Annotated in this window: 17 protein-coding genes and 4 tRNA genes; 11 read left to right on the top strand and 10 right to left on the bottom strand. The window is 37.4% G+C overall.

Features of this window, described 5'->3' with window-relative positions:
• Positions 1-150 precede the first annotated feature (150 nt).
• Both uvrB and CXF79_RS11910 read right to left on the bottom strand, forming a co-directional pair.
• Complete coding sequence (gene uvrB / locus CXF79_RS11915; RefSeq protein WP_011043684.1) at positions 151-2,172, bottom strand: excinuclease ABC subunit UvrB; 2,022 nt, start codon at positions 2,170-2,172, stop codon at positions 151-153.
• Positions 2,169-3,557 carry an MATE family efflux transporter gene (locus CXF79_RS11910; RefSeq protein ID WP_101155118.1) on the bottom strand — a complete coding sequence of 463 codons (1,389 nt, stop codon included), beginning with the start codon at positions 3,555-3,557 and terminating at the stop codon, positions 2,169-2,171. Before CXF79_RS11910 ends, uvrB begins: the two co-directional genes overlap by 4 nt.
• Before the next feature lie 639 nt (positions 3,558-4,196).
• Here CXF79_RS11910 and CXF79_RS11905 point away from each other — a divergent pair.
• The 4 genes from CXF79_RS11905 (at position 4,197) to CXF79_RS11890 (ending at position 4,620) form a co-directional block, all read left to right on the top strand.
• Positions 4,197-4,272, top strand: a tRNA-Asn gene (locus CXF79_RS11905).
• Between the two features lie 40 nt (positions 4,273-4,312).
• Positions 4,313-4,388: transfer RNA gene (locus tag CXF79_RS11900), tRNA-Asn, on the top strand.
• Between the two features lie 40 nt (positions 4,389-4,428).
• Positions 4,429-4,504: transfer RNA gene (locus CXF79_RS11895), tRNA-Asn, on the top strand.
• Between the two features lie 40 nt (positions 4,505-4,544).
• Positions 4,545-4,620: transfer RNA gene (locus tag CXF79_RS11890), tRNA-Asn, on the top strand.
• A 303-nt stretch (positions 4,621-4,923) separates the two neighbouring features.
• On the opposite strand, the gene clpA is transcribed toward CXF79_RS11890, so the two are convergent.
• Together clpA and clpS are read right to left on the bottom strand one after the other, a co-directional pair.
• Entirely contained in the window at positions 4,924-7,182 is a 2,259-nt protein-coding gene (gene clpA, locus CXF79_RS11885) for an ATP-dependent Clp protease ATP-binding subunit ClpA (protein ID WP_011043686.1), read from the bottom strand.
• Between the two features lie 20 nt (positions 7,183-7,202).
• Positions 7,203-7,523 (bottom strand): ATP-dependent Clp protease adapter ClpS, encoded by a 321-nt coding sequence (gene clpS / locus CXF79_RS11880; RefSeq protein WP_011043687.1) that lies wholly within the window; start codon positions 7,521-7,523, stop codon positions 7,203-7,205.
• Between the two features lie 253 nt (positions 7,524-7,776).
• On the opposite strand from clpS, the gene cspD reads away from it, so the two are divergent.
• Complete coding sequence (gene cspD, locus CXF79_RS11875) at positions 7,777-7,995, top strand: cold shock domain-containing protein CspD (RefSeq protein WP_011043688.1); 219 nt, start codon at positions 7,777-7,779, stop codon at positions 7,993-7,995.
• Between the two features lie 91 nt (positions 7,996-8,086).
• Here cspD and icd read toward each other — a convergent pair whose 3' ends face one another.
• Positions 8,087-9,337: an NADP-dependent isocitrate dehydrogenase gene (gene icd, locus CXF79_RS11870; RefSeq protein WP_011043689.1), complete on the bottom strand. Its 1,251-nt coding sequence runs from the start codon at positions 9,335-9,337 to the stop codon at positions 8,087-8,089.
• A gap of 241 nt (positions 9,338-9,578) precedes the next feature.
• Complete coding sequence (locus CXF79_RS11865; protein ID WP_101155116.1) at positions 9,579-11,810, bottom strand: NADP-dependent isocitrate dehydrogenase; 2,232 nt, start codon at positions 11,808-11,810, stop codon at positions 9,579-9,581.
• 182 nt (positions 11,811-11,992) lie between these two features.
• Between CXF79_RS11865 and CXF79_RS11860 the strand changes: the two genes are divergently transcribed.
• The 5 genes from CXF79_RS11860 to purB all read left to right on the top strand — a co-directional run bounded on the left by CXF79_RS11860 (position 11,993) and on the right by purB (position 16,457).
• Complete coding sequence (locus tag CXF79_RS11860; RefSeq protein ID WP_011043691.1) at positions 11,993-12,598, top strand: pseudouridine synthase; 606 nt, start codon at positions 11,993-11,995, stop codon at positions 12,596-12,598.
• On the top strand, positions 12,588-13,100 hold the full coding sequence (locus tag CXF79_RS11855; protein ID WP_232769159.1) for an NUDIX hydrolase: 513 nt from the start codon (positions 12,588-12,590) through the stop codon (positions 13,098-13,100). Before CXF79_RS11860 ends, CXF79_RS11855 begins: the two co-directional genes overlap by 11 nt.
• Before the next feature lie 86 nt (positions 13,101-13,186).
• Positions 13,187-14,314, top strand: coding sequence for a tRNA 2-thiouridine(34) synthase MnmA (gene mnmA, locus CXF79_RS11850; RefSeq protein ID WP_101155112.1), 1,128 nt, complete (start codon positions 13,187-13,189; stop codon positions 14,312-14,314).
• Positions 14,315-14,377: 63 nt separating this feature from the next.
• Positions 14,378-15,013 (top strand): high frequency lysogenization protein HflD, encoded by a 636-nt coding sequence (hflD, locus tag CXF79_RS11845; protein ID WP_011043694.1) that lies wholly within the window; start codon positions 14,378-14,380, stop codon positions 15,011-15,013.
• Positions 15,014-15,086: 73 nt separating this feature from the next.
• On the top strand, positions 15,087-16,457 hold the full coding sequence (gene purB / locus CXF79_RS11840) for an adenylosuccinate lyase (protein ID WP_101155110.1): 1,371 nt from the start codon (positions 15,087-15,089) through the stop codon (positions 16,455-16,457).
• Positions 16,458-16,728: 271 nt separating this feature from the next.
• On the opposite strand, the gene CXF79_RS11830 is transcribed toward purB, so the two are convergent.
• Positions 16,729-17,136 carry a DUF4826 family protein gene (locus tag CXF79_RS11830; protein ID WP_041736999.1) on the bottom strand — a complete coding sequence of 136 codons (408 nt, stop codon included), beginning with the start codon at positions 17,134-17,136 and terminating at the stop codon, positions 16,729-16,731.
• A 229-nt stretch (positions 17,137-17,365) separates the two neighbouring features.
• On the opposite strand from CXF79_RS11830, the gene CXF79_RS11825 reads away from it, so the two are divergent.
• Positions 17,366-18,403, top strand: coding sequence for a Leu/Phe/Val dehydrogenase (locus tag CXF79_RS11825; RefSeq protein WP_011043697.1), 1,038 nt, complete (start codon positions 17,366-17,368; stop codon positions 18,401-18,403).
• 94 nt (positions 18,404-18,497) lie between these two features.
• On the opposite strand, the gene CXF79_RS11820 is transcribed toward CXF79_RS11825, so the two are convergent.
• The 3 genes from CXF79_RS11820 to rpmI form a co-directional block, all read right to left on the bottom strand.
• A complete protein-coding gene (locus tag CXF79_RS11820; RefSeq protein ID WP_011043698.1) occupies positions 18,498-19,601 on the bottom strand; it encodes a phosphoribosylaminoimidazolesuccinocarboxamide synthase in 1,104 nt (367 codons plus the stop codon).
• Positions 19,602-19,840: 239 nt separating this feature from the next.
• Complete coding sequence (gene rplT / locus CXF79_RS11815) at positions 19,841-20,200, bottom strand: 50S ribosomal protein L20 (protein ID WP_011043699.1); 360 nt, start codon at positions 20,198-20,200, stop codon at positions 19,841-19,843.
• Positions 20,201-20,216: 16 nt separating this feature from the next.
• Positions 20,217-20,411: a 50S ribosomal protein L35 gene (gene rpmI / locus CXF79_RS11810; RefSeq protein ID WP_033094689.1), complete on the bottom strand. Its 195-nt coding sequence runs from the start codon at positions 20,409-20,411 to the stop codon at positions 20,217-20,219.
• Positions 20,412-20,452 lie beyond the last annotated feature (41 nt).

Genomic DNA, 20,452 nt, shown 5'->3' with positions numbered 1-20,452 from the left:
CCTGAACTTTGGAGAAGCGGTACTTTCTCAACATTCCTCTTTATGCGATTCTCATCGTTAAAACATCGATAAATAGCCAGCTATTCATTAACGCTTTGCCTTGAGAATCAAATAAAATGAAACCTTGATTGGATATTTAGCTAGTTCAAGTTAAGTAGATAGTTGCTGTATTCGTAATTTTGCTATCTTATCGCGCATAGCAGCAGCTTGTTCAAATTCTAAATTCTGCGCATGCCCCTGCATTAGCTTTTCAAGCTCAACTATTTTAGTGTCAATTTGTGACGTGGTTAATAGAGGTTCTTCCGCCTGCTGGTTAATATGATAATTTGTATTAGCTTCTGCAACTTTATCAAGTGACTTAGCATCACTATAACTTCCCACGCCCATAACATCGGTAATTCTTCTAACAACGCCTTGGGGGGTAATATTGTTGTCTAAATTGTACTGGTGTTGCTTCACTCTACGTCGTTCTGTTTCATCAATAGCACGTCGCATAGAGCCCGTAATTCTATCTCCATACAGTATTGCTCGACCATTGAGATTACGCGCAGCTCGGCCAATCGTTTGAATCAAAGAACGATCGGAACGTAAAAAGCCCTCTTTATCCGCATCTAAAATTGCCACTAAAGATACTTCTGGCATATCTAAACCTTCACGAAGTAAATTAATACCCACTAAAACATCAAATTTACCTAGTCTAAAGTCTCTTATAATTTCTACCCGTTCAACCGTATCAACATCTGAATGCAAATAGCGCGCTTTAATGCCATGGTCATACAAGTAATCCGTTAAATCTTCGGCCATACGTTTAGTTAATGTAGTGGCTAAGACCCTTTCGTCTAGCGGTAGTCGTTTATTTATCTCTGATAATAAATCATCAACTTGTGTTTCAACCGGTCTAACTTCGATTTCTGGGTCAAGTAACCCTGTCGGTCTAACCACTTGTTCCGCAATATCGCTACCACATTTCTCTAATTCAAATTTGCTTGGTGTGGCCGAGACATAAATTGTTTGTGGAGAGATCGCTTCAAACTCTTCAAACTTCATTGGCCTATTATCTAAAGCGGACGGTAGTCTAAAGCCATATTCCACCAAGTTTTCTTTACGCGATCTATCTCCTTTATACATAGCGCCAATTTGTGGCACGGTAACATGAGATTCATCAATAATAAGTAAACCATCATCAGGTAAATAATCGAATAAGGTTGGTGGTGCTCCTCCCTCTTCTCTCCCTGATAAATAGCGAGAATAGTTCTCGATACCAGAGCAATAACCAAGCTCAGTCATCATTTCAATATCAAACTGGGTTCGTTGAGTAAGGCGCTGTTCCTCGACTAATTTATTATTATCTTTGAGTTGTTGTGACCTATGCTTCAGCTCTATTTTAATTTTATCTACTGCTGCTATGATTTTCTCTTTAGGCGTTGCGTAGTGTGTCTTTGGGTATACTGTTACCCGATCCAGTGTTCTTTCAACTTGTCCTGTTAGCGGATCAAATTGACTTATCCGCTCTATTTCTTCATCAAATAGCTCTACACGTAAAGCCAGCCGGTCAGATTCAGCAGGAAAAATATCAATAACATCACCGCGCACTCGATAAGTGGCACGCGCAAAAGCAACATCATTACGAGTATATTGTAGTTCAGCGAGACGACGTAAAATATCGCGTTGGTTTATAATGTCACCTCGACTGATATGTAACATCATTTTTAAATAGGAGTCAGGATCACCTAAACCATAAATAGCCGACACAGAAGCAATAATAATCACGTCTCGGCGCTCTAACAGTGCCTTAGTAGCCGATAGCCGCATTTGCTCGATATGTTCATTAACTGAAGCATCTTTCTCTATGAAAGTATCTGTCGTTGGCACGTAAGCTTCAGGCTGATAATAATCATAATATGAAACAAAGTATTCAACGGCATTATCTGGGAAAAATTCCTTCATTTCACCATACAATTGCGCCGCCAACGTTTTGTTGGGCGCTAACATCATGGTAGGTCGATTAAGTTTTTCAATCACATTGGCAATGGTATAAGTTTTACCTGAGCCGGTTACACCTAAAAGCGTTTGATGGGCTAAACCCGACTCAATACCTTCTAACAGTTGCTTTATCGCTGTTGGTTGATCACCACTAGGAGTATATTCTGAGCAAATAGTTAATTTTTTCATACCACTTGCTCCGGTGAAGCTGACTCATTATGAATAAACTCTTTGCTAAATAATCGGTAAGAAATCATGGCCATTAATACATTGCCAAGCAAAGCACCGGCAAATAAACCCGCTAAGCCGTAAAACAAACTACCTATATAGGCTAATGGTAAATAACAAACAAATAATCGTATGACACTTAACCCCAAAGCAATCATTGGCTTATGCAAAGCATTAAATGATGAGTTAGTTAATATGATAATGCCTTGTAAACCATACCCTAGTGGGAGTATCCAAATAAAGAGTTTAATTAAATCGGCAACTTCAGTCTCTTTGGTAAAAACACTTGCGATCCAATGTGCGCATAGAGCTAATATAATATAAATGACTATTTGCCAGACTAGGATAAACTTTATTGCAACTTTGTAAGCCGTTTCGACGCGATGTAATTGACCCGCTCCAAAATTTTGGCTAATAAATGGAGGTAAAGTCATCGATAAGGCTAGTACTATCAAACAAGCTATTGATTCAAGTCTTGAGCCAACACCAAAGGCTGCTACAGCTGCTTCACCATAAGAAGCCACTATTGCAGTCATAATTGCGGCAGCTAAGGGGGTTAACATATTTGCGCTTGCAGCAGGCAGACCTATTTTTAAGATATCTTTACAGGCAACAATCAGCTCTTTTATAGGCAGCATAGTTGTATGAATAAGATCGTGCTTTTTAGTTAAAATGTACAATACGAAACCTAAACCAAAAATCCACGAAATTAATGTGGCAATTGCTGCACCTTGTATACCCATCGCTGGGATTGGCCCGAATCCAAAAATAAAAATAGGGTCAAGTATGGCGTTAATCAGTCCGGCACTCCCCATTATCATACTGGGTGTTTTAGTATCTCCTGATGCACGTAATACTGCATTGCCTATCATAGGACCAATTAGACACACACTTCCGATATACCAAATATCCATATATTCATGAATTAAAGGCAATAAAGATGGCTGGGCACCAAGTAAAGTAAATAATGGATCGGTAATGAAATAACCCACTGTGGATAAACACGCAACTATAATTGCGGCTAAATACAATGCAGCTGTTGCCGCATTTTTTGCAGACTTTGTATCTTTTTTCCCTAAATACTTAGCGATAACTGCAGAGGTTCCTATACCTAAACCAATAGTTAAACTAAGTACAGTGAAGGTAACAGGGAATGTGAAACTGATAGCTGCGAGGGGTTGTGTCCCGAGAAGTCCAACAAAAAATGTATCTATTAAGTTGAATGTCATCAAAAGCACCATGCCATATATCATTGGAATGGTCATACGCTTTAAAGTATTAGCAACAGGGTCTTCGAGTAGATTAACTCGTTTTTTATTAGGTGTAACAGTATTAGTTTTGGTCATTTAATATTATCAGTGATTCTATGAGTCTGTCAGGGTAAATAATATGTAGCAGTACATTGTAAAAGATTAACTAACTTTTACCTAGTGTAGATTTATCCGATCCCCCCCCTTTATCAAAAACGATTGTTAGCTTAATGCCATAATAATAAATACGTAACACATTCCTGTATTGAGGTGTCATAACTAAAAGAACCTCAAACTTATACAATTGGGATATCAAGGAATAATAAAACACAAGTAATATAGTTAAAAAATGAGGTGGTTAAAAATCAATCTAATTATTAAATAAAGTACACAACCACCATAAGCTATTGAAATTAAGGAAATTAAAAACATTGTAGTTTTTTATTGACTTGTAGCCAAGCCAATCAAACCGTCTTAGCAACGTAAACTTACACTTTAGTCCACATAGTTATCCACAGGAATCGTGGATAACTAAGTATTTACACTATTATCAGGCTAAAAAATTACCAAGTTATCAAGGAGTACAAAAAACCGTCTAATAGTGGTGTAAAAGAACCTATTCTGAACACATCTTCAACAAACAATATTTATTTCAATAATTTATTATTTTTGTGTTGACACATAGGCCACAGGTCTTTATTATTCTGCCCCGTTAGCCACTGAGGTTAACGCGATTCCCCAATAGCTCAGTTGGTAGAGCGATGGACTGTTAATCCATGTGTCACTGGTTCGAGCCCAGTTTGGGGAGCCACATTCAACTTCATTAATAAACAGAAGTTAAAAAAGTTTATTCCCCAATAGCTCAGTTGGTAGAGCGATGGACTGTTAATCCATGTGTCACTGGTTCGAGCCCAGTTTGGGGAGCCACATTCAACTTCATTAATAAACAGAAGTTAAAAAAGTTTATTCCCCAATAGCTCAGTTGGTAGAGCGATGGACTGTTAATCCATGTGTCACTGGTTCGAGCCCAGTTTGGGGAGCCACATTCAACTTCATTAATAAACAGAAGTTAAAAAAGTTTATTCCCCAATAGCTCAGTTGGTAGAGCGATGGACTGTTAATCCATGTGTCACTGGTTCGAGCCCAGTTTGGGGAGCCACATTAAAATGTGAAACGAAACCTGCTATATGCAGGTTTTTTTTCGTCTGAAGAAAAGTTACATCGATAATAGAGCTACTTGATTCTTTAATAGTATTATCGGCAAAGCGATGGACTGTGCTCTCTTTAAACCGACATGTGCCACTAGTTCGAGTCATTCTATATAATGAGCTGGGAGCCACATTAAAGTGTAATGACACCATTTATCAATCAATAGCCACTCCCCTATCGATAACAGACTAAATGACAGACATAAAAAAACCTAACGAACTCGTTAGGTTTTTAATCGGTTACCTTTGAATTATTATTTCGCAGTAATCAATTCTTGCTTATTTTCAAAATTAAAGACCAATTTATCTTTTTTAACATCGACCTTAGCAGTACCGCCATGGGTCAATTCACCAAAGAGCAACTCATTTGCTAGTGTTTTCTTCAAGTGCTCTTGTATTAAGCGAGCCATCGGTCTTGCTCCCATGGCTTTATCATAACCATTTTCAGCTAACCATTGTTTAGCTTGCTTGGTTAATTCAAGTGAAACGCCTTTATCATCAAGCTGAGCCTGCAATTCGACAATAAATTTATCTACTACTTGATGAATAACAATGTTGTCTAAATGATTAAACCAAACAATGTTGTCTAAGCGGTTTCTAAACTCAGGTGAAAAGACTTTATTTATTTCACTTAATGCATCGAGGCTATGATCTTGCTGTTTAAAGCCGATAGATTGGCGTACCGTTTCTTGTACCCCTGCATTAGTTGTTAACACCAGAATAATGTTTCTAAAGTCGGCTTTTCGACCATTATTATCGGTTAGTGTACCGTGATCCATCACTTGCAATAGAATGTTATAAACATCTTCATGAGCTTTTTCTATTTCATCTAATAAGACGACCGCATGAGGATGCTTTATAACCCCATCAGTTAGTAAACCACCCTGCTCATAACCTACATATCCAGGGGGAGCACCAATAAGACGACTAACAGCATGTTTCTCCATATATTCTGACATATCAAAACGTAACAACTCTATGCCCAATATTTTAGCTAACTGTTGTGTTATCTCTGTTTTACCAACACCTGTAGGACCGGCAAATAAGAAAGAGCCTACTGGTTTTTCTTCACTACCTAGCCCTGCTCGAGATAACCGAATAACAGACGAAAGCTCATCAACAGCTTGATCTTGACCAAACACAACAAGTTTCAAGTTTCGGTCTAGATTTTTAAGTCCATCTTTTTCAGTAAGTGATACTGACTTTTCAGGAATCCTCGCCATTTTTGCAACAATGCTTTCGATATCGGTATTATTAATAACTTTCTTACGTTTATTAGGTGCAACAAGTTGTTGCTTAGCACCCGCTTCATCAATGACATCAATGGCTTTATCAGGAAGAAACCTTTCATTAATATATTTAGCTGACAACTGAGCTGCTGCATGTAAGGCTTTATTAGTATAACGAATGCCATGATGGCTTTCATATTTCTCTTTTAAACCTTGCAGTATTTTAGTGGTATCAGCAACACTCGGCTCCGCAATATCAATTTTTTGAAAACGACGGGCTAAGGCTCGGTCTTTTTCAAAAACACTTTGATACTCTTGGTATGTCGTCGAACCTAAGCAGCGAATTTTCCCAGCTGACAATAACGGTTTAAGCAGGTTAGAAGCATCCATCATACCGCCAGAAGCCGCACCGGCACCTATAATAGTATGAATTTCATCAATAAATAACACAGCATTCTTATCTGCTTCTAGCTCTTTTAATAATGATTTAAAACGTTTTTCAAAATCGCCTCTATATTTAGTACCTGCGAGTAATGCCCCCATATCTAGAGAATAAATGGTCGCATCAGCTAAAAACTCAGGCACTTCTTTATTGACAATTAAATTAGCTAAACCTTCAGCAATAGCCGTTTTACCCACACCAGCCTCACCAACAAACAGCGGATTGTTTTTTCTACGTCGACTCAACACCTGTAAAGTACGTTCAAGTTCATCGTCACGACCAATTAAAGGATCAATATTACCTTTTATCGCTTCTTCATTAAGGTTTACCGAAAAGTTATCAATGGTACGCGGTTCTTCTTCGCTTTGCTGTTCCCCATCCAAAGTATGTGGGGAATGTTCATCATCAATTTTTGCAATACCGTGAGAAATATAATTAACAATATCTAAACGACTAATATCAGATTTTTTCAAGATATAAGCGGCTTGTGATTCTTGTTCGCTAAAAATTGCCACTAATACATTTGAGCCGCTGACTTCATTTTTACCTGATGATTGCACATGAAATACAGCGCGTTGTAATACCCGTTGAAAGCCTAACGTAGGTTGAGTTTCACGCTCATGTTCACTTACAGGAATCGTAGGTGTTGTTTCGCTGATAAAGTCTAATAAACTTTTGCGAAGTTTTGTTAAATCCGCTCCGCAAGCACCAAGTGCTTCGATCGCTGAGGGATTATCTAATAGGGCCAACAATAAATGTTCAACAGTCATAAATTCATGGCGAGATTCTTTAGCTTGGCGAAAGGCTAAATTAAGTGATACTTCTAAGTCTTTGTTTAGCATAACTACTCCAATTTATAACTTTAGGCTTTTGTCATCACACACTTAAGAGGGTGCTGATTTTCAAAAGCGTACTGGACAACCTGTTCTACTTTTGTTTCTGCTATTTCAGCAGTATATGTGCCACAAAGGGCTTTTCCTTTATAATGAATGGTTAACATTATATCTGTTGCTTGCTCTTCACTTTTATTAAAAAAGTTACACAAGACGTCTACAACAAAATCCATTGGGGTGTAGTCATCATTAAGTAAAAAAACATAGTATTTAGCCGGCTCTTCTATTTGCTCTTTAACTGACTCTTCTACAATGCCTTCGGTGTCAAATAACTCTTTCCAGTTGCTCATATATTTATCTTAGTCTCTACTTTTTACTTTTGCTGTAACTTTTCGTGCAATTAAGCTTAAAATAATTAAAAAAAAACAGCTTTTAAACTTGACAAATTTATTAATTTATCTACGATTCTATAGGTGGCTAGTTTTTAGTCGCTTAGTCTGTTGTCTATGCACTTACTTATATTTAACTACTCTTTTAAAGCATGGTACCAAAATATAAGTAAAACATAATTGAATACTAAAGGATATAGAAGGAAGTTGAAGTATGGCACACGGTACAGTTAAATGGTTTAATAATGCGAAAGGTTTTGGCTTTATTCGCCCAGATAGTGGCGGAGAAGATATTTTCGCACACTATTCAACTATTGAGATGGATGGATATCGAACATTAAAAGCAGGACAGGATGTCGATTACGAACTAAATGATGGCCCTAAAGGTCATCATGCAGCAAGTATCAAATTAGCTGATGGCGAACTAGAATAAATATAAAATGTTACGCTAATAAGATAAAAAAACACAGCTATTAAGCTGTGTTTTTTATTGGATGATTTTCGATAGTATATGTGATCAATATTTACATATGATCAATAATACAATCTCCAAACGCTGAACAAGAGACTAACGTCGCATCATCCATAAGGCGCTCAAAATCATAGGTTACTGTTTTCGCTTTGATTGCTCCTGACATGCCTTTAAGCAATAAATCAGCCGCTTCAAGCCAGCCCATATGTCTTAACATCATTTCTGCAGAAAGAATTACAGAACCAGGATTTACTTTATTTTTACCGGCATATTTAGGCGCTGTTCCATGAGTTGCTTCAAATACAGCAACTTCGTCGCCTAAATTAGCTCCAGGAGCAATACCAATACCACCAACTTGAGCAGCAAGAGCATCAGATAGGTAATCACCATTTAAGTTTAAAGTGGCGATAACACTATATTCAGCAGGACGTAACAAGATTTGCTGTAACATGGCATCAGCAATAACATCCTTGATGATAATCTCATTACCTGTATTTGGGTTTGTAAGCGTACTCCAAGGTCCGCCATCAATCAAACTTGCGCCAAATTCATCACGAGCAAGCTCATAACCCCAATCTTTAAAAGCGCCCTCTGTGAATTTCATAATATTACCTTTATGAACCAGAGTTACCGAGTCTTTATCATTATCAATTGCGTATTGAATCGCTTGTCTTACTAAACGTTGACTTCCTTCTTTTGATACTGGCTTTATACCGATACCACAGTTATCAGTAAAACGGATATTACTAGCACCCATTTCTTCAGTTAAGAATTCAATCACCGCTTTCGCTTTATCACTACCCGCTTTATATTCTATGCCAGCATAGATATCTTCGGTATTTTCACGAAAGATGACCATATCAACTTCAGAAGGTCTTTTTACTGGACTTGGAACACCAGTAAACCATTGAACAGGACGTTGACAGACGTAAAGATCAAGCATTTGTCTTATTGCAACATTTAAAGAACTCATGCCACCACCTACGGGTGTAGTTAGAGGTCCTTTAATAGAAACTTTATATTCTTGTAATATGGCAAGTGTTTCTTCAGGAAGCCACGTTTCACTATCATACATTTTAGTCGCTTTTTCACCCGCATAGACTTCCATCCACGCAATTTCTCTTTCGCCGGCATACGCTTTAGCAACTGCTGCATTCACAACTTTTAGCATTGGGGGTGTTACATCAACACCAATGCCATCACCTTCAATAAAAGGGATTATCGGATTATTTGGTACTGATAACTTACCATCAACAAAGGTAATTTTATCTCCGGTAGTGGGGATGATGATTTGATTAGTCATAGGGCGAGCTCCACATTAAACAAGTATAAAAAGGTTATTTTACTAAAATAATTCAAAAAAGGATAAGGCACTAATCACTATTTAGTGATACCTATTATCATTACAATGAATAAACATAAATTAGACTTAAATATAATAATAAAGATAATCAAAAACTAAACATTATATTTTAGCTTTTGATTAATATAGTGCTATTTACTAGCACCTTAACTACATATTTATTTTAAAGCAATAAATTGACTTAGAGCAATGCAGATAAAATTGTATTCAATGTTTCACTTGGGCGCATTGCTTTTTCTGTAAGTTGCGTATCCGCAAAATAATAGCCATTAACATCGATAGCTGGACCTTGAGCTGCATTTAATTCAGCTACAATTTTCTCTTCTTGCTTAGTCAGTGCTTGAGCAACACCTGTGAAGCTTTCTTTAAGATCAGTATCTGTAGTTTGCTCTGCAATGGCTTGTGCCCAATACATAGCAAGATAGAAATGGCTACCACGGTTATCTAACTCTCCAACTCGACGAGATGGTGATTTATTGGTATCTAAGAATTTACCCGTTGCCGAATCTAATGTATCAGCTAATACTTGTGCTTTCGCATTGCCTGTCGATATTGCAACATGTTCAAGTGATGCTGCAAGTGCTAAAAACTCACCTAAAGAATCCCAACGTAAGTGATTTTCTTTTTCGAATTGTTGAACGTGCTTAGGCGCAGAACCACCAGCACCAGTTTCGAATAAACCACCACCATTCATTAATGGCACAATAGAAAGCATTTTAGCACTTGTTCCAAGTTCTAAAATTGGAAATAAATCAGTTAAGTAATCACGTAATACATTACCCGTAACTGAGATTGCATCTTCACCTTTAGCAACACGTGCAAGCGTATATTCGCAAGCCTTAACAGGTTCAAGAATTTGAATGTCTAAACCGTTAGTATCATGGTCAGCTAAATAAGTATTAACTTTCTTGATCATTTCTGCATCATGGCCACGATTTTCATCTAACCAAAATACAGTTGGAGTACCCGTTGCTTTAGCACGAGTTACCGCTAATTTAACCCAATCTTGAATTGGTGCGTCTTTAACCTGACACATTCTGAAAATATCACCTTGTGCAACATTCTGCTCAATCAAGATATCACCGTTATCATTCACAACACGAACAACACCGGTAGCTGACATGGTAAAAGTTTTATCATGTGAACCATATTCTTCAGCTTTTTGCGCCATTAAGCCAACATTAGGAACTGTACCCATTGTCGTTGGATTGAAAGCACCATTTTCACGACAAAAATCTACTACAGCCGAGAAAACGCCAGCATAGTTACGATCTGGGATCATAAACTTAGTATCTTTTTGACTTCCATCCGGTGCCCACATCATACCAGAGGCACGAAGAGCAGCAGGCATTGATGCATCAATGATTACATCACTAGGCACATGTAAATTAGTAATACCCTTATCAGAATCAACCATAGCCATTTCAGGACGAGTTGCATAAACAGCTTGTAAATCGGCTTCTATTTCTGCTTTTTGAGCAGCAGGTAAACGTGCGATTTTAGCGTAAACATCACCGATACCGTTATCAGCGTCGACACCTAACTGATCAAAGGTAGCTTCATGTTTAGTAAATACATCTTTATAAAATACTTTAACTGCATGGCCAAACATAATTGGATCTGAAACTTTCATCATGGTTGCTTTTAAATGCAATGAAAGTAAAACATCTTCTTCTTTAGCTTTATCAATTTCAGTTTCATAAAATTCGATTAATGCTGATTTACTCATTACTGAAGCATCGATAATTTCTTTATCAAGTAATGGTAATTTTGATTTTAATAATGTCACGTCACCATTTTGAGCAACAAACTCAATATTTATACTCGTTGCGCCATCAATAGTTACTGATTTTTCACTACCGTAAAAATCACCAGATTCCATGTGAGCAACATGTGATTTCGATTCAGGAGACCATGCTCCCATTGAATGTGGGTTGTTACGTGCGTATTGCTTAACAGAACCAGGTGCACGGCGATCAGAGTTACCTTCACGCAATACCGGGTTAACCGCTGAACCTAAAACTTTAGCGTAAGTTAGTTTAATTGATTCTTCCGCTTCATTTTGTGGTTCTGCAGGATAATGAGGTAAGTCATAACCCTTTGCTTGTAATTCTTTAATAGCCAATTCTAATTGTGGAATAGACGCTGAAATATTTGGTAACTTGATAATATTAGCTTCTGGAGTTTTAGCTAACTTACCTAACTCAGATAATGCATCATCAACGCGCTGCTCTTTAGTTAAGTATTTTGGGAAATTAGCTAAGATACGAGCGGCTAAAGAAATATCACGTGTTTCAACGTTAATGCCTGAAGAAGCAGTATAAGCTTGAATAATTGGTAATAAAGAATACGTCGCTAAGGCAGGCGCTTCATCGGTAATAGTATAAATGATTTTTGAGTTATCAGTGCTCATTGAGATTCCTACTTTAATTAGCCAAAAAGCTCCGGTGAACACATAAATATCTATTAGAATTTAATGCATATTCACCCAAGCTAAAATTTATTTTTTGCGCGCACATAGTATAGTAATTCAAAGCGTATTAATATAGCCAGGCAGAAAGGCATCACATATTTTAAAGGAAAATTAGTCTACAAATGAATCAAAGCAAAGGCTATACAAGACATACCGCTAAAAAGCAGCGAAAGGTACGACCACTTGATGAAAAGCAGATAGTCGTGCTTTTTAACAAACCGTTTGACGTGCTTTGTCAATTTACCGATGAGAACAACCGTCGTACATTAAAAGATTTCATTACCATACCAGGTATATATGCCGCAGGAAGATTAGATAGAGATAGTGAAGGCTTATTGTTACTTACCAATGATGGAAAATTACAACATCAGATTGCCAATCCAGTTAAGAAAACAGAAAAAACGTACTGGGTACAAATTGAAGGGGCGCCTTCAGAACAAGATTTAGCAAAATTACGTCAAGGTGTCGAATTAAAGGATGGTATGACTAAACCGGCTAAAGTTGCCATTATGCTCGAACCTAACGTTTGGCCACGTAACCCTCCTATAAGAGAGCGTGCCAGTATCCCAACGACTTGGCTAGAAATTACCATAACAGAAGGTCGTAATAGACAAGTTAGACGGATGACAGCAAATATAGGCTTCCCTACCCTGCGACTCATTAGATATCGTATTGGTAACTGGACATTAGACAATATTAATAATGGGGAATATAAAGTTGAGCAGTAACAACAGCGCCCTCACATCTGATCCTAATATATCTAATGAAAACGACCATGGTATAAATCAATTTAAACCAAATACAACTGTTGCTGCCGTTATCCATCACGGCGGTAAATTTTTGTTTGTTGAAGAACAAGAAAAATGTCGAGTCGTTTTTAATCAACCTGCTGGGCATTTAGAAGAAAATGAAAGTCTTACTGCAGCCATAAAGCGAGAAGTACTAGAAGAAACAGGATTACGAGTAGAACCCGATTTTTTATGCGGTATTTATTATTTTCACCGACCTGATCTTAAGCTATATTTTTTACGTTTTTGTTTTGTTGTTGAGTTAGAGCAATGGCTAAAAGGCCAACCACAAGACGATGAAATCATTGACACTCATTGGCTTACTCTTGAGCAAATAAAAGAAAAGAGTGCTCAATTACGTAGTCCTATGGTGTTAGAGTGCGTCGAAGATTACTTAGCTGGCAATAAAATTCCGTTATCGCAGCTAAAATCTAATCTTTAATCTATATCCTACTAGTTGTGCATGTTATAATTTTTCGCCTCTTATTTCAGTACACTTACTTTTAATAAATCTATTGGTCAAAACACATGTTAACAGCCTCAAATACTAAAGCCCCAGAACAAACCAAAGTCATTGTTGGTATGTCTGGAGGTGTCGACTCTTCTGTCTCTGCTTATTTGCTTAAAGAGCAAGGTTATCAAGTAGAGGGTTTGTTTATGAAAAATTGGGAAGAGGATGATACTGATGAGTATTGTGCTGCATCCCAAGATTTAGAAGATGCGCAGGCTATTTGTGACAAATTAGATATCAAATTACATACTATCAACTTTGCTACTGAATATTGGGACAATGTTTTCGAATACTTCCTTGCTGAGTATAAAGCTGGACGTACACCCAACCCTGACATCATGTGTAATAAAGAAATAAAGTTCAAAGCATTTTTAGAGTTTGCTTGTGAAGACTTAGGTGCAGATTACATAGCTACAGGACATTACGTTCAACGTGAGCTACGCGATAATTCATGGAAAATGATACGAGGTCTTGATAATAACAAAGACCAAAGTTATTTTCTCTACACACTCGACGAAGCACAGTTAGCGCACACTTTATTTCCTGTCGGCCATATTGAAAAGCCTGAAGTACGTGCTATTGCAGAAAAAGCTGGATTAATCACCCATAACAAAAAAGACAGTACTGGCATTTGCTTTATCGGTGAACGTAAGTTTAAAGACTTTTTAGGTCAATATTTACCTGCTCAGCCCGGTATTATTGAATCAGCAGAAGGTGTTGCTGTCGGTCATCATGATGGGCTTATGTATCATACTTTAGGGCAACGCAAGGGTCTACGCATTGGCGGTTTAGCTGATGCAGGTGAAGAGCCTTGGTATGTTGTTGAAAAGGATTTATTACGCAACGTACTGATTGTTGGACAAGGGCATAACCACCCTCGCCTATTTTCTAAAGGCCTAATTGCCAATCAATTACATTGGGTTGATAGAAAAGCACTAACATCTAGCATTCAATGCACAGTGAAAACTCGTTATCGTCAAGAAGATGTTTCCTGCACTGTTACTCCTATAACCGACTCTGCTACCGAAGAATATCAAATAGACTTTACTGAGCAACAAAGTTCAGTGACTCCTGGACAGTCCGTTGTATTTTATCAAGATGATGTCTGTTTAGGCGGTGGTATTATTGATACCCTTATTCGCTAACTTATAGGCATTGCCTAAGCCAAGCCCATCTAATGACTAGATAAACTAAATACTAGAGAAAAAATGAAAGATCAAACAATTACCTTTGCCGCTATTTGCCAAGTAGCTTATCAAGTACAACAAGTATCCCGTACAGGTCAAATCACTGATGAAGAATTCAGTGTTTTATTACAAAGTATCATTGAAACTTCGCCAGTAAATACCTTAGCGGTTTATGGTGGTGAGATCGATAATATCAAGACAGGACTTGAGCTCTTAATCAACCACTTAGGCAATGATAATGGTACAAGTAGTGCAAAAAAGCACAAAGATCCCGAATTAACTCGCTATATCATTAGCTTAATAAATCTAGAAAGACGTCTTGCTAAACAGCCTAAACAGCTTAATGCTCTCGGTGAGCGTATAAACGCAATCGAGCGGCAACTTGAGCACTACACTCTGACCAGTGACACTTTAACGGCGAGCTTTGCTAGTATTTATAGCGATATTATTAGCCCGCTAGGTCATAAAATTCAGGTCACTGGCGAGCCAAGTATTTTAAAGCAAAATGTAAACCAATATAAAATTAGAGCCTTACTATTAGCGGGTATTCGTGCAGCCGTATTATGGCGACAAGTCGGCGGTAAAAGACGCCACATATTACTCAGTCGTAAGAAAATAGTCGACTCCGCAAAAGAATTACTTAAATCTATTCGATAAAATTTAAACACTATTTAACTCTTAAATTAAGCCGATTAATTAAAGAGAATATTAATATAACCTAGGAAAAATTATGGAACTTTCAGCATTAAGTGCAATATCACCTGTAGATGGTCGTTATGGTAGCAAGGTAAAATCATTACGCCCTATTTTTAGTGAATTTGGCCTAATTAAATACCGTGTTACTGTTGAAGTACGTTGGTTACAAAAACTTGCAGCTACTAGCGCAATAGCAGAGGTTCCTGCATTTTCTGAACAAGCAAATGATGTATTAAATAATATTGTTGCTAACTTTAGTGAAGAAGATGCTTTAACGATCAAAAAAATTGAAGCGACAACTAACCATGATGTAAAAGCGGTTGAATACTTCTTAAAAGATAAAATTGCTGATAACGCTGAATTAAACGCTGTGACTGAATTCATTCACTTTGCCTGTACTTCAGAAGACATCAACAACTTATCACACGCATTAATGTTAACTGATTGTCGTGAAAATGTATTATTACCAGAAATGGATAACATTTTAGCGGCGATGAAAGCCTTAGCGATTGAATACAAAACGATTCCAATGATGTGTCGTACTCATGGCCAGCCAGCCTCACCTAGCACGTTAGGAAAAGAGATGGCTAACGTTTATGTGCGTCTACAACGTCAACGTGAGCAAATTGCTAACGTTGAAATGTTAGGTAAAATTAACGGCGCTGTAGGTAACTATAATGCTCACCTTAGCGCTTATCCTGAAGTTGATTGGCATGAATACGCTAATGAGTTTGTTACTTCATTAGGTTTATCATTCAACGCATTTACCACACAAATTGAACCGCATGACTATATTGCTGAGTTATTTGACGCAATCGCACGTTTTAATACCATTTTAATCGATTTTGATCGTGATATTTGGGGTTATATTGCTATGGGTCATTTCAAGCAGAAAACTATCGCTGGTGAAATTGGTTCATCAACTATGCCACATAAAGTTAACCCTATTGATTTCGAAAACTCAGAAGGTAACTTAGGCATTGCAAACGCATTATTCACTCACTTATCGCAGAAATTGCCTATCTCTCGCTGGCAGCGTGACTTAACTGACTCAACAGTGCTACGTAACTTAGGTGTTGGTTTTGCTCATACAATGATTGCTTATGGTGCTACATTAAAAGGCATTAGTAAGTTAGAAGTAAATGAAGCTAACTTAGCAGCTGAATTAGACAGTAATTGGGAAGTATTAGCAGAGCCAGTACAAACGGTTATGCGTCGTTACGGTATTGAAAAACCTTATGAAAAACTAAAAGAATTAACTCGTGGCAAACGTGTTAATGGCGACTCTATGCGTGCTTTTATCATGACGCTTGAATTACCTGAACATGCTAAAGCTCAGTTATGTGAAATGACACCTGCTAGCTACATTGGCCGTGCAGTTGCTTTCATTGATGAACTAAAATAATCTTTTCTTTCATGTTTTGACTATAAAAAAGAAGGCTCTGCCTTCTTTTTTTATTTCTATACCCATGATACTTCAAGATGCGCATTTCAGGATGCCTGTGCGATTCATGATCGAGGCGCATCTTTTTATTAAGGGTTATTCCCTTAAAAATAGATGCAACGAAAAGCATGGTTTTCTCAGACATCCCCGTAGGGCTGGTTTAGAAATTTTTTATGCTACGTTATTGATTTCGATAAGGGAACAACCATTATCTAAAACCACTTAATGTGATTTATTTTGATTGCCACAATGACTCATCATTAAATAACTTATACAAACCATCAGCACGACCAATTAATAAATGAGCAAATTTATTTTGTTCTTCATTCTTCGCTTGTAATAAGTTTTCAGCTTGCATTTGCCACTTTAAGGAAAAATGTCTTAATGCTTCACGAGCATTAGGAGCAACATCAACACCGCTGTGATCGCTAGGTAAGTCTCCACATAAAACCCAAAACTTATTACCGTCTATTGATGTTAACTTCCACAATGCTAATATCGGTACTAAATAACGACTCTCATCAACCTGAACACTCTGTGTAACAACACCTTTCTCGGCTAGGTATTTAGTAGCAACTTGATATTGCGTTTTTATCCATTGCTGTTGCTGCGCTTCTGTCATTTGTACTGCTTCGGTCATTTTAATTCTCAGTTATTCGAATTTATCTTAGATTAGTTATTTATAGCATAACGCTGTTTGTCACGATAAATTTGCATGTTGTAGCTTTTCGCTTACAGCTTGCGTCCTAAGTGTAAATTGTTAATTTTATCAGTAACTAGCTTGAGTATTTTCTAGGTGCTATCGTTCCTTAACAACATTACAACACATTTAAATTGCCTTTTCTAGCAAGAAAGAATGGAGAAAAACAATGGCTTTATTTGATTTACCCGATTTTGACGACCACGAGCAAGTGGTTTATTGCAGCGATGAAGCAAGTGGTCTTAAGGCTATAATTGCCGTACATAGTACCAAGCTTGGAGCAGCTGTAGGTGGCTGTAGAATGTGGGATTACGCTGACGATGATGAAGCCCTGGTTGATGTTTTACGATTATCTAAAGGTATGACGTATAAAAATGCTATGGCTGGTCTTAGCATGGGTGGAGGAAAGTCTGTCATTATTGGTGATGCTAAAAAACTAAAATCTAAAGCGTTATTCAAAGCCTTTGGTGAAGCATTAAATAGACTAAATGGACGTTATTTAAGTGCAGAAGATGTCAATATTACTACCAGTGATATTGACATCACAAACAGCGTTACCCCGTTTGTAACAGGCACAGAAGGCAAAAGTGGTAACCCTGCACCTTTTACCGCGCTTGGAACTTTCCTCGGTATCAAAGCGTCAGTAAAACATAAACTTAATCGTGATGATCTAACCGGTCTAAAAGTCGCCATTCAAGGTTTAGGTAGCGTAGGTTATCAATTATGTGAGCACCTGCACAAAGCTGGGGCAGAACTTGTTATCACTGATATCAATCAAACAGCTTTAGACATGGCTGCTACTGAGTTTAATGCCACCATAGTTGGCTTAGATGAAATATACGATCAAGACGTCGATATCTATGCCCCATGTGCTCTTGGTGCCACTATTAATGATGATACGCTTAGCCGTTTAAAGGCAGTAATTATCGCAGGTTGTGCGAATAACCAATTAGCCGAGCCTCGCCATGATCAAGCTTTGTTAGAACGCGGTATATTATACGCACCCGATTATGTGATTAATGCAGGTGGTATCATCAATATTTCGTTTGAAAATAATTATGATCATGAAAAAGCGACCGAAAAGGTTGGCGATATTTATCACACTTTATTAGATATTTACGCTAAAGCAGACGCTCAAGCAAGACCTACTGGTATCATTGCTGATGAAATGGCGCGAGAAATAATTGAAAAAGGTGGCAAAGATTAGGCCGCATTATTAAGGCTTATTATCTTTGATGTATAAATGGATATAAAAAAACCAGCACTAAGCTGGTTTTTTTATTAATTAAATTAGCTAAAAACTAATCAATTAACTGATACTGCTCACGCAAAATGGCAATAATTTCAGCTTTAGGATTATCAGATAAAACAATTTTATTACCGGTAATTTTTTCTGCTATATCGGTATAAGTTTTTGATACATCCATCAGCACTGATAGCGGAAGTTTATTGTCACGTGCTAATGCTTCACGCTCACTCATACGATCTTTGTTTAATAAAATATCAGCATCCGGAAAATGGTTTAATAGTAACTGTCGGAAACCTTCTTTGGAGTTTTCAACAACCTTACCTGCTCGGTATTGTTCGCCATCCCATATTCTTGAAGAATCAGGCGTACCTACTTCATCCATATAAATCAGTTTGTCATCGCCATTAACATCTTTGACATAGCCAAACTCAAACTTTGTATCGACAAACACTTGGTCTATTTTTGATAAAGCGGTAGAGATAACATCAAAACCTTCAGTAAGCAGTTTTTCATACCGTGCAATATCATCGACTGATTTAAAGTTGAATGCTTCAAAATTATCTTCAATGTTTTTACGAGTAATATTTACATCATCGACCGCTGGTACACCGGGAATACCTTCTAATATACCTTTAGTAGAAGGTGTTTGTAGTAGTGAAGTTAACTTACTATCTTTCGCTAATCCTTCAGGTAATTCAATACCACAAAAGTCTCTTTCACCCTTAGTATATGAACGCCACATTGAACCTGTAATGTATTGACGACAAATGGCTTCAATCATTACCGGCTTAGCTTTTTGTACAATCCATACAAACGGGTGTGGAATATCTAGAATATGGCTATCGGCAAGACCTTGTTCTTTGAACATTTTGAACCAATGGTTTGATATTGCATTAAGTGCTGCGCCCTTACCAGGAACACCACGCATATCATTCTCACCTGACCAAATACAATCAAAAGCAGAAATCCGATCACTTATCACCATAATAGCTAACGAAGTATCACTGGGAACATCATAGCCTTTTTCTTCGATAAGACGTTTGCTATCTGTTGCTGTTAACCAATAAACAGAACGTACTTTACCGCTATGTACAGGTGAATCCGTACGGATAGGAAGATCGTTATTAACAGCTAAAACTTTATCAGCTAGGTTCATACTTAGTTCTCTTGATTATTTATTTTGGTTAAAGATTAAATATTTTCAGCACGTATAAAAATTGCTGCTTAACTAACGTTACTTAAGGTTTCTATCACAATGGTAAGAATTATTATGTAGAAATGGACTGTAATAAAATAATTTTAATTAAACACTATCTTTTAAAAATAAAAAGGACGCTATAAAGCGTCCTTTTTTTTAAGCTTAACTAAATTTTAGCTAAGCCTACATTACTTTACTTAAGCAGCTAAAGAAGCTTGCGCTTTTTCAACTAAGAAAGTGAATGCTGCTTTGTCGTATACTGCGATGTCAGCTAGGATCTTACGATCAATCTCAATAGAAGCCTTTTTAAGACCATTAATGAATTTGCTGTAAGATAAACCATTTTGACGAGCTGCTGCGTTAATACGAGCGATCCAAAGCTGACGGAATTGACGTTTACGTTGACGACGATCGCGGTAAGCGTATTGACCTGCTTTAGTTACTGCTTGATAAGCAACACGGTAAACACGACTACGTGCTCCGTAATAACCTTTAGCTTGCTTTAGAACCTTTTTGTGACGTGCACGAGCTTGTACACCACGTTTTACTCTAGCCATTTTCTATCTCTCCTAATTAACCGTGACGTAAAAGTTTTTTAACTGACTTAATGTCAGATGCGGCGATCATGCATTTAGCACGAAGATGACGCTTAACTTTAGTACGACGCTTAGTCAAGATATGACGAAGGCCAGCTTGTTTGAACTTGTAGCCAGAGGCTGTTTTTTTAAAGCGCTTTGCAGCACCTTTATTGGTTTTCATTTTAGGCATGTGAATAATTCTCAAATTTATACCGTTTCTAATAAAAAAAA

This window comes from Colwellia sp. Bg11-28, from assembly GCF_002836245.1.
In the GTDB taxonomy this organism is placed as follows: domain Bacteria; phylum Pseudomonadota; class Gammaproteobacteria; order Enterobacterales; family Alteromonadaceae; genus Colwellia; species Colwellia psychrerythraea_A.
Note: the sequence above shows the minus strand (reverse complement) of the source record. Positions and strands in the feature narration are given on the sequence as shown.